The organism is Micromonospora sp. DSM 43699 (genome assembly GCF_055517075.1).
Genome location: NZ_JBTMMT010000001.1, coordinates 225,540 through 240,277 on the forward strand (window position 1 = coordinate 225,540; position 14,738 = coordinate 240,277).

At 73.9% G+C, this 14,738-nt stretch carries 13 protein-coding genes; 4 read left to right on the top strand and 9 right to left on the bottom strand.

What is annotated here, in order from left to right; all coding sequences use genetic code 11:
• The first annotated feature begins 14 nt into the window (after window positions 1-14).
• Entirely contained in the window at window positions 15-1,034 is a 1,020-nt protein-coding gene (locus AC0AIB_RS01065; protein ID WP_328346165.1) for a LacI family DNA-binding transcriptional regulator, read from the top strand.
• A gap of 81 nt (window positions 1,035-1,115) precedes the next feature.
• Here the strand turns inward: AC0AIB_RS01065 and AC0AIB_RS01070 are convergent, their stop codons facing one another.
• Genes AC0AIB_RS01070 through AC0AIB_RS01085 form a run of 4 tightly spaced genes read right to left on the bottom strand, consistent with a single transcriptional unit; the run spans window position 1,116 to window position 7,031 of the window.
• Window positions 1,116-2,342: a bifunctional glycosyltransferase family 2/GtrA family protein gene (locus AC0AIB_RS01070; RefSeq protein WP_328346163.1), complete on the bottom strand. Its 1,227-nt coding sequence runs from the start codon at window positions 2,340-2,342 to the stop codon at window positions 1,116-1,118.
• A 3-nt stretch (window positions 2,343-2,345) separates the two neighbouring features.
• Window positions 2,346-4,667, bottom strand: a complete 2,322-nt coding sequence (locus tag AC0AIB_RS01075; protein ID WP_465095827.1) for a glycosyltransferase family 39 protein — start codon at window positions 4,665-4,667, stop codon at window positions 2,346-2,348.
• 44 nt (window positions 4,668-4,711) lie between these two features.
• Window positions 4,712-6,226 carry a sensor histidine kinase gene (locus AC0AIB_RS01080; RefSeq protein ID WP_442930801.1) on the bottom strand — a complete coding sequence of 505 codons (1,515 nt, stop codon included), beginning with the start codon at window positions 6,224-6,226 and terminating at the stop codon, window positions 4,712-4,714.
• A gap of 58 nt (window positions 6,227-6,284) precedes the next feature.
• Window positions 6,285-7,031 (bottom strand): response regulator transcription factor, encoded by a 747-nt coding sequence (locus AC0AIB_RS01085; protein WP_328346157.1) that lies wholly within the window; start codon window positions 7,029-7,031, stop codon window positions 6,285-6,287.
• A gap of 230 nt (window positions 7,032-7,261) precedes the next feature.
• On the opposite strand from AC0AIB_RS01085, the gene AC0AIB_RS01090 reads away from it, so the two are divergent.
• The 3 genes from AC0AIB_RS01090 (at window position 7,262) to AC0AIB_RS01100 (ending at window position 9,871) form a co-directional block, all read left to right on the top strand.
• A complete protein-coding gene (locus tag AC0AIB_RS01090) occupies window positions 7,262-8,212 on the top strand; it encodes a serine/threonine-protein kinase (RefSeq protein ID WP_328346155.1) in 951 nt (316 codons plus the stop codon).
• Window positions 8,213-8,331: 119 nt separating this feature from the next.
• Window positions 8,332-8,757 (top strand): OsmC family protein, encoded by a 426-nt coding sequence (locus AC0AIB_RS01095; RefSeq protein ID WP_328346153.1) that lies wholly within the window; start codon window positions 8,332-8,334, stop codon window positions 8,755-8,757.
• A gap of 265 nt (window positions 8,758-9,022) precedes the next feature.
• Window positions 9,023-9,871, top strand: a complete 849-nt coding sequence (locus tag AC0AIB_RS01100; protein WP_465095828.1) for a hypothetical protein — start codon at window positions 9,023-9,025, stop codon at window positions 9,869-9,871.
• Between the two features lie 92 nt (window positions 9,872-9,963).
• Here the strand turns inward: AC0AIB_RS01100 and AC0AIB_RS01105 are convergent, their stop codons facing one another.
• From AC0AIB_RS01105 to AC0AIB_RS01125, 5 genes are all read right to left on the bottom strand, one after another.
• Complete coding sequence (locus AC0AIB_RS01105) at window positions 9,964-10,500, bottom strand: ATPase (protein ID WP_328346149.1); 537 nt, start codon at window positions 10,498-10,500, stop codon at window positions 9,964-9,966.
• Window positions 10,501-10,660: 160 nt separating this feature from the next.
• Complete coding sequence (locus AC0AIB_RS01110) at window positions 10,661-11,107, bottom strand: response regulator (RefSeq protein WP_328346147.1); 447 nt, start codon at window positions 11,105-11,107, stop codon at window positions 10,661-10,663.
• Between the two features lie 129 nt (window positions 11,108-11,236).
• The gene (locus AC0AIB_RS01115) at window positions 11,237-11,584 is read right to left on the bottom strand and encodes an STAS domain-containing protein (RefSeq protein ID WP_328346145.1); all 348 of its coding nucleotides are present in this window, start codon (window positions 11,582-11,584) and stop codon (window positions 11,237-11,239) included.
• 86 nt (window positions 11,585-11,670) lie between these two features.
• Window positions 11,671-12,729, bottom strand: a complete 1,059-nt coding sequence (locus tag AC0AIB_RS01120) for a cobalamin B12-binding domain-containing protein (protein WP_328346143.1) — start codon at window positions 12,727-12,729, stop codon at window positions 11,671-11,673.
• Window positions 12,726-14,498, bottom strand: a complete 1,773-nt coding sequence (locus AC0AIB_RS01125; protein WP_328346141.1) for a PP2C family protein-serine/threonine phosphatase — start codon at window positions 14,496-14,498, stop codon at window positions 12,726-12,728. Before AC0AIB_RS01125 ends, AC0AIB_RS01120 begins: the two co-directional genes overlap by 4 nt.
• Window positions 14,499-14,738 lie beyond the last annotated feature (240 nt).

Genomic DNA, 14,738 nt, shown 5'->3' on the forward strand with positions numbered 1-14,738 from the left:
GCACGGGAGGCACAGTGAACAAACGGGTGACGTTGCGCGATGTCGCCGGCCTCACCGGTGTGCACGTCTCCACCGTCTCCCGGGTGCTGCGCGGCGACGACGTACGGGTCAGCCCGGCGACCGCGACCCGGATCGTGGCCGCCGCCAAGGAACTGGGGTTCCACCGGGACCGCTGGGCGGCCAGCCTGCGCAGCGGCAAGACCGGGGTGATCGGCGTGCTGGTCCCCCGGATCACCGACATCGTGCTGGCCACCGTCTTCGAGGGCATCGACGCCGCCGCTGCCGCCGCCGGCTACCAGGCGGTGGTGAGCAGCAGCTGGGACGACGACGAGGCGCGGGCGCTGCGCATCGAGCGGTTGATCGGGGAACGGGTGGACGGGCTGATCATCGGCGACGCCCGGCGCAACGACCCGATGCTGGCCCGGCTGGCCGCCGACGGGGTGCCGTTCGTGCTGGTCAGTCGGGCCTCGCGGGGTTTCCCGTCGGTGACCGGCCGGGACCGCCTCGGTGGTCGGCTCGCCGCCGAGCACCTGATCGACGTGGGGTGCCGGCGACTCGCGGTGATCGCCGGCCCCGACCACGCCAGCACCTCCGCCGACCGGGTCGCGGGCTTCCTCGCCGCGGCGAAGGCCCGGGACGTACCGGTCGATCCCCGGTGGGTGGTGCCGTCCACCTTCGACGTCGCCGGTGGGGCCTCGGCGATGGCCCGGCTGCTGGCCACCGGGCAGCCGGACGGCGTCTTCGCGGTCAACGACTTCGCCGCGATCGGGGCGATGGGCACCCTGCGCGACCACGGACTGCGGGTGGGTCGGCAGGTGGCGGTGGTCGGCTACAACGACATCGACGTGGACGCCCAGCTCCTGGTGCCGCTCACCTCGATCCGCACCCCGCTGCGGGACATGGGCTCGCAGGCCCTGCACGCCCTGCTCACCCGGCTCGGCTCGGGCAGCGCCACGTCGGTGCGGCTGGCTCCGGAACTGGTCGTCCGGGCGACCACCGCCGACTTCTCCCCGGACGCCACGCCCGACCGGTAGCGCCCGACCGGCGGCGCACCGCCGGCCGGGCCGTCTGTTCCGGCGGGCTGCGCCATCGCCCGCCCGACGCCGTCCGCCGGGTCAGCTCCGGCGGTGGTGCATCGCGAGCCGGAGCAGCAGGAAGCGCAGCGCCGTCGCGGCCAGGTTCGCCGCCACCAGCACCACCAGTTCGACCGGCCGGGACGGGGTGCCGGCGGCGTGCAGGGCGGCGAGCGAACCACTTGTCAACGCCAGGCCGAGGGCGAAGGCGAGCAGCCCCTGGAGGTGGTGCCGCCCGGCCGCCCGACGACCGGTGATGCCGAAGGTGAGCCGCCGGTTCGCCGCGGTGTTGCCCACCGCCGTCACCAGCAGCGCCAGCAGGTTCGCCGGTTGCGCGCCGAGCACCCCCCGGGTCGCCACGAACAGCACCAGGTACGCCACGGTGCTGACCACCCCCACCAGGGCGAACCTGGCCAGTTGGCCGGGCAGCCCGACCGGCACCCGCGCCGGTGGTGCGGTCAACGGTGCCCGACCCCACTGCTCCCGCAGCGTGGCCAGTGGTAGCGCCCCGGTGACCAGCGCCCGGCCCAGCCGGCCGATGCCCCGCAGGTCGGCCAGGGCGGTGGCCACGACGTCCACCCGGCTGTCCGGGTCGTCGACCCAGTCCACCGGCACCTCGTGGATGCGCAGTCCGGCCCGCTGGGCGAGCACCAGCAGTTCGGTGTCGAAGAACCAGCCGGTGTCCTGCACCAACGGCAGCAGTTCCCGGGCCACGTCGGCCCGGATCGCCTTGAAGCCGCACTGCGCGTCGGAGAACCGGGCCGCGAGGGTGCCGCGCAGCAACAGGTTGTAGGCCCGGGAGATCACCTCCCGCTTGGTGCCCCGCACCACCCGGGAGGTGCGCGCCAGCCGGGTCCCGATGGCCAGGTCCGAGTGGCCGGAGATGAGCGGCGCGACGAGCGGCAGCAACGCGGCCAGGTCGGTCGACAGGTCCACGTCCATGTACGCCAGCACCGGGGCGTCCGAGGCCGACCAGGCCACCCGCAGCGCCCGGCCCCGGCCCTTGGCGGTCAGGTGCCGTACCTCGACGTGCGGCAGTTCGCCGGCGAGCGCCTCGGCCACCGCGAGGGTGCCGTCGACGCTGGCGTTGTCCGCCACGGTGATCCGGAACGGGTAGGGGAAGTGCGCGCTGAGGTGGGCGTGCAGCCGGCGTACGCAGGGGCCGAGGTCGACCTCCTCGTTGTAGACCGGCACCACCACGTCCAGCACGGCGGTCGGGGTGCCGGCCCGGGTCTCGACGGCCGGCCGGGGAGCGCTGGTGTGGGTCATGGCTCAGCCCTGCCCTGCGTTGCTCAGGTCGTAGACGGTGACCCCGTCCACGGTCTGCGCCGGGAAGGTCTCGGTGACCCAGGCGGCGATCTCCTGGGAGGCGGAGCTGCCCCCGTTGGCCCGGAAGCCGCCCCCGCCGACGAAGTAGTGGATCTTCCCCTCGGCCACGTACGCCTGGAACTGCGCCAGGGTGGGCGACGGGTCGCTGCCGTTGAAGCCGCCGATCGCCATCACCGGCCGACCGGTGGCGAGCTGGTAGCCGGAGGCGTTGTTGGAGCCGACGGCCGCCGCGACCCAGGTGTAGTCGTCGGCATCGGCGTTCAGCAGCGCCTTCAGCGCGGCGCTCGGCTCCCGGGAGTCGAGCAGCCCACCCATCCCGCCGGCCATCCTCCCCTGGCCACCCCCGGTACGCCCGCCGTCCTGACCGGTGCCGCCGTTCTGACCGGTGCCGCCGTTCTGACCGGTACCGCCGTTCTGACCGGTACCGCCGGGGAAGCCGGGGAACTGGCGCGTACCGCCGTTGGCGGTGCCGCCGGGGAAGCCGGGGAACTGGCCCGTACCGCCGTTGGCGGTGCCACCGGGGAAGCCGGGAGGCTGACCGTTCCGGCCGGTGCCGCCGTCCCGGTTGCCGCCCGGGAAACCGCCGCCGGGGAACTCCATGCCCCCGTCCATCCGGCCACCGGGTCCGCCGCGACCCGGGCCGAAACCGCCCTGCACGTTCGGGCCGGCGCTGGGGATGGACCCGGTGTGCGCGGTGCCGGCGGTCTGCGCCGCGTACGCCGCCGGGCCGGCCAGCGCGGCCGACGCGCCGAGCGCCAGCGCCACCGGCACCAGCCGCCGGGGCAGCCGCCGGGCGAGCACGATCAGCACCGCCACGGCGAGGCCGGCGACCAGCACGGGCGTGCGCAACCAGGGGTGGAACTCGGGACTGCGGCCGAGCAGCCGCCAGGACCACCAGGCGGTCACCGCGAGGGTGACGGCCAGGGTGACGGTGGCGAACGGCCCCCGCCACCGGGCGCTGACCGCGGTAGCGGGCGCGGTGACTGCGGTCCGGCGCTCCTGCCAGAGCAGGACGGTGCCGATGCCGACCAGCGCGCCGACCGCCGGGGCCAGGGCCACCGTGTAGTAGGCGTGGAAGATGCCGGACATGAAGCTGAAGATCAGCCCGGTGACCAGCAGCCAACCGCCCCACAGCAGCAGCCCGGCGCGACGGCGGTCGGTACGGGCCGCCCGGCCCGCCAGCACCAGGCCGGCGACGAGCAGGATCAGCGCGGCCGGCAACAGCCAGGAGATCTGGCCACCGACCTCGGTGTCGAACATCCGCAACCAGCCGGTCCGCCCGGAGAACGGCCCACCGCCGCCGCCCATCCGGGCACCGCCGCCGACGCTGCCCTCCTCGTCACCGGTGATCCGGCCGAGGCCGTTGTAGCCGAGGGTCAGCTCCAGGATGCTGTTCTGCTGCGAACCGCCGATGTACGGCCGGGCGCTGGCCGGGACCAGTTCCACAGTCGCCACCCACCAGCCGGCGGCCACGACCAGCCCCAGACCGGCCAGCAGCAGCTGCCGGATCCGCCGCCAGAAGCCGGTCGGCGCGGCCAGCAGGTAGACCCCGGCGAAGACCGGGACCACCAGGAACGCCTGAAGCATCTTGGTGAGGAAGCCGAAGCCGACAAGCACCCCGACCAGCACGATCCACCTGGTGCTGGCCGTCTCCACCGCCCGCACCGTGGCGTACGCGCCGAGCACCAGCAGCAGGACCAGCAGCGCGTCCGGGTTGTTGAACCGAAACATCAGGGTGGCGACCGGGGTGAGCGCCAGGACCGTTCCGGCGATCAGGCCGGCGGTCGGGCCGTACCAGCGGCGGACGGTGGCGAACAGGACGCCGACCGAGGCCACACCGAGCAGCGCCTGCGGCACCAGGATCGCCCAGCTGTTGAGCCCGAAGATCCGTACCGACAGGGCCATCAGCCACAGCGAGGCCGGCGTCTTGTCGACGGTGATCGAGTTGGCCGCGTCGGAGGAGCCGTAGAAGAACGCCTTCCAGCTCTCCGCGCCGGCCTGCACCGCCGCCGAGTAGAACGAGTTCGCCCAGCCGGAAGCGCCCAGGCCCCACAGGTAGAGCAGGCCGGTGCCGAGCAGCAGCACCGCCAGCGCGGGTCTCACCCAGCGCGGGTCACGTCGTGGTGGGGCGTCGTCCGCGCCCGGGTGGACCGACGCCGACCGCGCCGGCGGTACGGTCGCGGCGTCGGGCGGGCCCGACGGCGGTACGGTCGCGGCGTCCGGCGCGCTGGCCGGCGTCGTCAGCAGGCTCTCGGTTCTGTCCATACGGCCAGCCTGGGCGAGCTGGTTGGGCCGACCCCGTGACCCGGCTATGCGTGGGCTGTGGAATCCGGCGGTGTGGGGGCAGCGGCATCCGGCAGCCGTACCGTGAAGACGGTGCGGCCCGGTCGGCTCTCCAGTGCGACGGTGCCGTGGTGGGCTTCCACCACGGCGGCCACGATGGCCAACCCGAGGCCGGTGCTGCCGTGTTCCCGGGAGCGCGAACTGTCACCCCGGGCGAACCGTTCGAACACCTCGTCGCGCAGCTCCGGCGGCACTCCCGGGCCGTCGTCGGTGACGCTGATCTCCACCGCGCCGGGCACCGGGGCGATCCGGGTGGTGACGGTGGTGCCGGGTGGGGTGTGCACCCGCGCGTTGGCGAGCAGGTTCGCCACCACCTGGTGCAGCCGGACGCTGTCGCCGGGCACCTCCAGCGCCTCGTCGGGCAGGTCGAGCTGCCAGCGGTGTTCGGGACCGGCGACGTGGGCGTCGCTGACCGCGTCCACCACCAGCGCGGTCAGGTCGACCGGTCCGGTGGCCAGCGGCCGGCCGGAGTCCAGCCGGGCCAGCAGCAGCAGGTCGTCGACGAGGCTGGTCATCCGGGTGCTGGCGGACTCGACCCGACGCAGCGCGTGGGCCACGTCCGGCGGCACCCGGTCCCGGCCCCGGCGGGCCACCTCCGCGTAGCCCCGGATCGCGGCCAGCGGGGTCCGCAGCTCGTGTGAGGCGTCGGCGACGAACTGGCGTACCCGGGTCTCGCTGGCCTGCCGGGCGGCGAGCGCGGCGGCGACGTGGCCCAGCATCCGGTTCAGCGCCGCGCCCACCTGCCCCACCTCGGTACGCGGGTCGGTGTCGGCGGCGGGCACCCGTACCGACAGGGCCACCTCGCCCCGGTCCAGCGGCAGTTCGGCGACCCGCCCGGCGGTGGCTGCCACCCGGTGCAACGGGCGCAGCGTGGCCCGGACGATCAACGCGCCCAGGCTGCCGGCGACGAGCAGCCCGGCGGCGGCGACCCCCGCCTGGGCGACTACCATCCACCACACCGTCTCCTGCACCACGTGCAGGGGAATGGCGAAGACCACGACGACGCCGTCGGGGAGCTGGCGGGCCACCGCCCGGTAGTCCCCGCGCTCGCCCAGCTCGACGGTGTGCGGCACGTGATCGGTGGGCAGCCTGGTCAGCGGGGTCACCTCGGCGGCGGCGAGGGCGGCGGTCGCCCCGGAGCTGGTCCGGATCCGGGCCGACAGCGTTCCCTGCGGGGTGAACCGCATCCCGATCGAGTCCACCGGGAACGTCGGCGGCGGGTCGGGCGGGGTCTGCCGGCCGCTGCTCTGGTCGAGGGGGCGTTGCTGGTCCGGGCTCCGGTCCCCGAGCAGCCGACTGTCGTAGCGGCGGTTGTCCCCGGCGAGCTGGGTGTCGACCTGGTAGATCAGGAAGTGCCGCAGCGCGATCGTGGTCAGCCCGCCGATGCCCACGCTGACCAGCGCGAGGAGCCCGACCACCGCGAGCACCAGCCGGCGGCGCAGCGACCAACCGGCCACCCGGCGGCGCGGCGACCAACTCACCAGCCGGCGGCGCGGCGACCAGCCGGCCCACCGCCCGCGCGGCGAGCGGTCGGTCCGGTCACGGCGCGGGCTTGAGGACATAACCGGCGCCGCGCAGGGTGTGGATCATCGGCGCCCGCCCCACGTCGATCTTCTTCCGCAGGTACGAGATGTACAGCTCGACCACGTTGGCCTGCCCGCCGAAGTCGTAGTTCCAGACCCGGTCGAGGATCTGCGCCTTGCTGAGCACCCGGCGCGGGTTGCGCATCAGGTAACGCAGCAGCTCGAACTCGGTGGCGGTCAGGGTGATCAGCTCGTCGCCCCGGCGTACCTCGTGGCTGTCCTCGTCGAGGGTGAGGTCACCGACGGTGAGCACGGCCTCCTCCCGGGCGGTCACCGCGAAGCCGGTGCGACGCAGCAGGGCGCGCAGCCGGGCGATCACCTCCTCCAGGCTGAACGGCTTGGTGACGTAGTCGTCGCCGCCGACGGTCAGCCCGGCGATCCGTTCCTCGACCGCGTCCCGGGCGGTCAGGAAGAGCACCGGCACGGTCGGGGTGTGCTCGCGCAGCCGGCGCAGCACCTGGAAGCCGTCCAGGTCGGGGAGCATCACGTCGAGCACCACCGCGTCGGGTTGGAACTGCCGGGCGGCGCTCAACGCCGCCATGCCGTTACCGGCGCTGCGCACCTGCCAGCCCTCGTAGCGCAGCGCCATCGACAGCAGGTCGGTCAGGGTGGGTTCGTCGTCGACCACCAGCACCCGGACGGGCTCGCCGTCGGGGCGGCGCAGCTCGATCCGGTTCGGTGCGGTCTGCCCCTCGGTCACCATGCCCCCATCGTGGGACCGGTTACTGGTCCTGACCTGTGCCCATCCTGTGTGCCCGCTGTGCGCGTGGCGGTGGCCCCGCTCGAACCGTACCGGGCCGGACGGTCCCGGATGGTCCGATCCGGCAGCCGGGGCGGCACGGGCACGGTTTGCCCAGCGCAGCCGCTGGGTACCGGCTCAGCAGCGCCATCGCCATCCCGGGCGACGCGGTCGGCATGGACAGGAGCGGGTCGATGAGGACGCTCGCCGGGCGGTACCAGCTCGAACAGCGTATCGGCCTGGGTGGCATGTCCGAGGTCTGGCGTGCCCACGACGTCGTGCTGGACCGGCCGGTCGCGGTGAAGCTGATGTCGCCCGCACACCGGGGCGAGGAGACCTCGGTCGAGCGGATCAGGACCGAGGCCCGGTCCGCCGCCTGCCTGGTGCATCCCAACGTCGCCAGCGTCCACGACTTCGGTACCTCGACCACGCTGCCGGGTCGGGAGATGCCGTACATCGTGATGGAGCTGGTGGAGGGGGAGACCCTCGCCGCGCACCTGCGGGCCGGGCCGCTGGACTGGCGGATCGCCGTCCGGGTCTGCGCCGAGGTGGCCGCCGCGCTCGCCGCGGCACACGCGCACGGCATCGTCCACCGGGACGTCAAACCGGCCAACGTGATGCTCACCCCGTCGGGGGCGAAGGTGCTCGACTTCGGCATCGCCACCCCGGCCGGCGCACCCGACCGCAGCCCGGACGGCGTGGTGGTGGGCACTCCGGCCTACCTGGCCCCGGAACAGTTCGACAGGCAGCCGGCCACCCCCGCCGCCGACATGTACGCCGTGGGGGTGCTGCTCTACTACTGCCTCACCGGACGGTTGCCGTACGCGGCGGGGATCACCGCCACCCAATTGGTCGGGGCCCGTCGGAAGATCACGGCGGAGCCGTTGCCGCCGATCGCGGGACTGCCGGGCGAGGTGGTCGACCTGTGCCGGCGCTGCCTCGACGACGACCCGCACCAGCGACCCAGCAGCCTCATGGCGGCGCTGGAGCTGGCGGAGGTGGTCGACGCCCGGGTCTACGTGCCGATGCTGGCCTCGGTGCCCCGGCCCCGGACGGCACCGGTGTCGCCGTGGACCGAGCGGTCCGCCGCCGAGGCGACCGAGGCGGTGGCGCTGCACGACTGGACCCGCACCGCGTCGCGCTGACCGCATTCCGGCCGCGCACAGGTCGTGCCGACCCGCACGCCGGACGTGTGCTGGCCCCGGGAACGGCGTTTCACCCGTTCGTGGCCGGGAAACCGGCCGACGAGTGAGGGAGGGACGCGATGCCGGATCCGAGTTCCTGGCTGCACGAGGCCAGCGCGACCGCCGCGGGCGGACACGTACGCACCGACGACGGGGGGCTGTCCACCGCGCTGGCGTCGCCGCTCGCGCCGCACTGCACCGGGCTGACCCCGGAGCAGCTGCTCGCCGCCGCCTTCGCCTCCTGCCTGCACCACGCGGCGGTCGAGGCGGCCGGGGAGATCACCGACGAGGCGCACACGGTGCAGGTGACCGCCGAGGCGAGGCTGGGGCGCGACGACGACGGCCGGTACCGGGCCGACGTGCACGCCAGCATCTCGTCGGTGGGGTTGAGCCGGGACCAGCTGGCCGAGCTGGTCGCGTACGCCGACCGGCTCTGGCCCTTTTCCAGCGACGACAACAGCCGGCACCGGCTGACGGTGAGCGCGGCCGAGAACGGCAGGCACTGAGCGCATCCGCCGCCCGGCCGAGGCTGCCCTCGGCGGTACGGCCGGATGCCTGCGCCGAACGACCGATGACCGATCTTCGCCCGGCGGGACGCCCCACCTGACGGATAAAGCCCGAACAATAAGTAATAAGCGGCAAATTAGGCTCGCACGTTTTGCGGGCTTAACCGTTTTTCGAGGAGAACATCCGGGCGGATAGCGACGAATTGTGGCGCAGGCCACCCATAGCGGCGATGATCCCCGGTAGAAACCTCTCTAGCCTCGGCGGGTGCACCCCGACCACACCCCTGAGCAGCCGTCGACCGAGAACCGCCCGGCCGGCCGTCCGACCGAGGCACCCCCGGTCGAACGGAGGATCGGCCGGCACCGTGCGCCAGAGCCGCCCCGGCGCGGCGCCCGCGCCGCTCTCGCCTCGACCCCCGCCCGGATCGCCCTCGCCGGTGGGGTCACCTGCTGCCTGGGGTTGGTCGCGTTCGCCGGCACCCACCGCGTCGACCGGGAACCCCGACCCGTCCAGGAGGTGCTGGCCGAGCGGGCGGCCGACGAACAGCGGGCCTCCCGGTCCCTGCAACGGGCCGCCTCGCCGCTGGCCGTCCCGGTCACCCCGGTCCCGGCCAGCCCCCGCCCACCGGCCGCCCGCAGCGACGCGCCGAAGCCGAAGAAGCCGGCCCGCCCGGCCCGGCCCCGCCCGGTCGCCGGGCTCACCCAACTCCAGATGGACAACGCCGCGGTGATCGTCGAGGTCGGTGTCGACCTGGGGGTGCCCCGACGCGGCCTGGTGGTCGCCGTCGCCACCGCCATGCAGGAGAGCGACCTGCACAACCTGGCCAGCGACGTGCTGCCCGAGTCGTACGACCATCCGCACCAGGGCAGCGGGTCGGACCATGACTCGGTCGGCCTGTTCCAGCAGCGACCGAGCAGCGGCTGGGGCACCGTCGCGCAGCTGATGCGCCCCGCGTACGCGGCGCGGGCCTTCTACTCGGCGCTGGCCGAGGTCCCCGGCTGGCGGGAGCTCAGCGTGACCGACGCCGCGCAGGCCGTGCAGATCTCCGCCTACCCCGACGCGTACGCGCGGCACGAGGTGCGGGCCACCACCGTGGTCGACGCGCTGACCTGAGCCGCCCCGGGCGGGACGCACCGACCTGGCCGGCAGCCCGCCCGAACCGGCCCGCAGACGAGCCGGAGCAGCCGGCGGAGCGGTGGACGTGGTCAGGCCACCCGGGTGCCCGGCTCCGGTCGGTCGACGGTCACCTCGTCGGTGCCGGTGGCCACCCGGGTCGCCGGCACGCCACCGGCGGCGGCGGTCGGGGTGTCGGCGGGCACCGTCTCGACGCTCAGCCCGGTCAGCAGCTGGTCCACCTGGGCCGCCCGGTGCCGCCGTTCGCGCAGCGACGCCTCGAACTCCCGGCGGGCCTGTACCGCCTCGGCGTACACCCGCTCCCGCAGCTGTCGGGCCTCCTCCCGGGCGGCGTTCAACTCGCCGCGCGCGCGGGCCAGGAACTCGGCCGCCGTCTGTCCGGCCGCCGGACCCGCCGGCCGGGCCGCCGCCCGGTCGCCGCCGCCCTGCCGACGGTCGACCAGCGCCAGGAGCAGGGTGGCCTCCTGGCGGATCTGGTCGGCGTCCCGCCCCGCGCCAACGAACACCTCCGCCCGCGCGGCGAGCCGGGTCAACCGGACTGTGAGCTCGTCCAGGCAGAAATCGACCTGCCGCCGGTCGTAGCCGGACTCAACGACGGAGAACCTCATACGTGTCGCCCCCCAGGAAGCTGGTACGTCTGTCCCAGCTCGATCCTCGCGGCAGCAGCCCGCCACCGAGGGAGTTCGGGAAAAATGTTCAGCAACTGAGGGTGACCGCCGGGCCGGTGGCCGGCGCCCGGCCCGGGACGCGTCGGGACGATCCGCGCGGTCAGGAACGCTTCGGCAGCACCACGACCCGACCGAAGAACTCGTCGATCCGGCGTACCACGTCGTTGAAGTCGTCCAGGTCGATCGGTTTGGTCACGTAGGCGTTGGCCTGGAGGCTGTAGCTGCCCACGATGTCGGTGTCCGCGTTCGAGGTGGTCAGCACGACGATCGGGATGGTACGCAGGTCGTCGTCCCGCTTGACCTCGCCGAGCACCTGACGCCCGTCCATCCGTGGCATGTTCAGGTCGAGCAGGATCACGTCGGGGCGGCGGGCGTCGACGTGCCGGCCCTCCCGCCGCAGGAACTCCATCGCCTCCTGACCGTCACCGACCACGTCGATGACCTTGGCGATCTCGGAGTCCGCCAGGGCTTCCTCGATCATCAGCACGTCACCCGGGTCGTCGTCGACCACCAGGATGCGGACGGGGTTCGTAGCGCCTCGGTCCATGGGTTCAACCTGTCTGTGTCGTCGATCGGGGGGCGACGGTGTCGGTACCCCGTCGGCGGGGGAACTGAACGCGTCATCCGCAGGACGGGGAACCGGGTCGGTCACCCGCTGGCGGGGAAATTTAGCCCATCACCGGGCGGCCTGCGACCGCGGGTCGACGGTGTCCGGCTGGTAGCGCAGCACCTCGGCCAGACCGGTGATCTGCAGGACGCGGTCCACCCGGCCGGTCGCCCCGAACAGTCGCAGCCACCCGCCCCCGGCGGCGGCCAGGTTGTCACCACGGACGAAGGCCGCGATGCCTGTGGAGTCGCAGAAGGTCAACTCGGTGAGGTCGAGCAGCAGGTGTCGCTCACCTGCGGCGGCGAGCCGGTCGATCTCGGCGTTGAGCGCTCCGGCCGCACCGAGATCCAGCTCGCCGACGAGCCGCAGGCACGCGCCACCACCGTCGCGCTCGGTGTGCGTGACGGTGAAGGTCAACGTCGTCCCTCTCGCTCCCACCGCAGGCAGACCCTTGCAGTGCAGCAAGTATACGCAGCGGTCCCCGGCAGGGCCGCAACGCCGCGTCAGCGCCGGACGCCACCGGAGGCGACGCTCGCCGTCACGCCCAGCGCCACGAACCGTCCCGCCCGGGGGAAGTCACGCAGGGCACGGCGGTAGTGGCCGAGGGTGGACGCGACCGCCCCTGCCGGCACGCCCCGACTGCTCAGGATCGCCACCCACCAGGCCACGAAATCGGTGAACAACACCGGGTCGTCGACATAGACGGCGGCAGCCAGGAAGTCCACCGCGTGCCCGAGGTCGCTGATCGTGGCATCCCACTGCGCCGAGGTGTACCCCGCGACCGCCGGCACCCGGGCACGCAGGTCCGCCACCGCCGAGTCGATCAGCTCGCCGCGCCGCTTCACCAGGCTGGCGTACTCGTCGTCGGCCAGGTGGGCCAGGTCCGCCGGGACGACCCGGCGCAACGCCCGCTCGTCGGCGACCAGGTCCGCCGCGCTCGGCGCGTCCGGTGCCCAGGCGACACCGAGCCGCCGGGCCCACCGGCCGTCCACACCGAACCCGCGCCCGCCGACCACCACCGGCACGTCAGAACGCCGGCACGCCTCGACCATCCGGTGCGCGTACGGCAGCCGCATCGGCAGGGCACAGGCCAACGCCACCGCGTACGCGTCGTGCCGGTGCAGGTACGACACCAGATGGGCGGCCGGGACACTGGCGCCCAGGAAGGTCACCTGCCAGCCGCGCAACCGCAGCACCTCGGCGACCAACCGGGGTGGCAGGGCGTGCCACTCACCGTCCATGCAGGCCACCACGATCCGCCCCCGGGTGGGACGCGGATCGGCGTACGCGGCGACCGCCGCCACCACCCGTTCGCTGATGTGGGTCGCGGCGTGCTCCTGCGCCACGCTCCACTCGTTGCGGGCCCACCGCTCCCCCACCTCGCTCTGCGCCGGGGCCACCAGCTCGAGCAGCACCCGCTCCGCCGGGACACCGGCGTCGAGCAACCCGGTCGCCACCTCGATCGCGCCGTACTCGTCGGCCTCCGCGAGGGTGACGAGAAAGTCGTCCAGGGCGCGGGACGTGGTGGTCACGGCGTGCGACGGGTCGGCCGGGGCGGTCACGAGGGGGACGTCCCCTCCCCGGCCGGGTCCGTCCCGGCCGGGTCCGTCATGACAGGCACCGAGTGCAGGTGTCGCTGGGGGCGGCCGGCCGGGCCGGTCGCCCGCAACGCGAGCACGGCGATGTCGTCGTGGTCGCCGTGCGCCAGCCAGTCGCCGGTGACCTGTTCGATCCGCTCGGCGAGCGCCGGGGCGGGCATCCGGTGACAGCCGGTCACCGCGTGCACCAGCCGGCCCTGCCCGAACTGCTCGTCACCACGGCGACCGCCCCGCGCCTCGGTCACCCCGTCGCTGTAGAGCAGGCAGGTCTCCCCCGGCGCCAGCCGGACGGTGACCTCGCCGATCCGGGGATCGGGGACCACGCCGATCAGCATTCCGCTCAGCGGCACCGTTTCGACCTCGCCGGAGTTGCGCAGCACCAGCGGCGGTAGGTGACCGCCGCCGGCCATGGTCAACGAAAGGCCCCCGTCGCGCTGCGGGCGTACCACCCCGAGCACCATTGTCGCGAAACGGCCCTGGCCATGGGCCTGGGTGGTCTCCAGCAGGGCATCGTTGAGCAGCTTCAACAACCGGCCGGGACGGGACTCGACGCGGTACAGCGCCTGCAGGCACTGGCGCAACTGCCCGGTGAAGACGGCGGCCTCCACCCCCTTGCCGGAGACGTCGCCGAGGAAGAACACCGACCCGCCGTCGGCCAACCGGTGCGCGCCGTAGAAGTCGCCGCCGATCCGCAGGCTCGCCTGGGCCGGTCGGTACGCAGTCCCCCACTGCACGCCGTCCGCCACGGTCGGCTCCACCGGCACCAGACTGGCCTGGAGGGTGTCGGCCACCTCGGTCTGGTTGCGGTAGAGGAGCGCGGTGGTGAGCGCTGCCCCGGCCCGGGCAGCGAAGGCCCGGACGAGTGCCACGTCGGCGTCGTCGTACCCGCGGAGGAGGCGAGCCACCAGCAGCACCCCGGCCGGGGCGTCCCGACCGGGCAGCGGAACCGCCCAGGCGGTCACCTCCCGGACCGACAGCCCCGGCAGCCAGCCGGCCTCGGCAGCCTGCTCGACGAGCCAGTCCACCGCTTGTGGTTCCACCCCGGACAGACCCTCGGTGATCGCCGAGGGCAGCGCTGCGGCGGGCAGCACGCCGCTGTCCACAGTGGGGGACTCGTCGTCGACCCGGGTCGCCCGCCACCAGCGGGCCCGCCCGGAGCGGGGGGCCAGCACCAGCACCGCCACCTCCGCCAGGGTGGGTACGCTGAGCCGCACCACCGCGGCGGCGGCCCGGTCGGGGTGCAGCGGGTTGCCGAGCTTCTCGCCGACCACGGCGAGGAACGTGGACCGGGCCCGCTCGGCGAGCAACGCGTCCGCGCGCGAGACGCTGTCGGTGACGTCCTCGACATAGAGGCAGCTACGGGACCCGGACAGCGGCACCCGGCGGATCCGCAGCCGCCTACCGTGATGACCGAATCCGTCCCGCTCGGCGCCGACCTCGGTCAGCACGGCGAGCCCGGCAGCGGCCAGGTGACGGCCGGGTGCCACCTCGGGCAGCAGCCGCTTGGCGACCGGACTGACGTGTCGTACCACGCCGGCGGCGTCGCAGACGACCAGGCCCTCGCGGAAGTGCTCGACCACCTCCGACCAGGCAGGCTCGGGGTCACCCCGGTCCGGGGCCAATGGCGGGAGCCCGCCGACGGCGCCGACGGCCCGGGCCGCAGCCCGTCCGGCGCTCGACATGGAGATCCGCCCGTCGCCCGGGTCGAAGCCCCTGACGTCGGCAGCAGTCACCAGTTGAGCCCCACTCCCCTTGTCGCCGTCCGCTCTGCCGCGGAGGTAGCCGGTAAGTTCCGATCTGTTCCACTCAGCCTACGCCGGAACGCCGATACCGCCACCGCACCGCGGTTCCGCACCTGCTGCGGCCGCCCCGGGAGATTGTTACGATCCGGCGAAGTCGGGCCCGACCCGTCGGGCATGCGGAAAGGCGTGACGTGGTGCCCCATGGCAGGAATCCCCAGGCTGCCCCGCTGA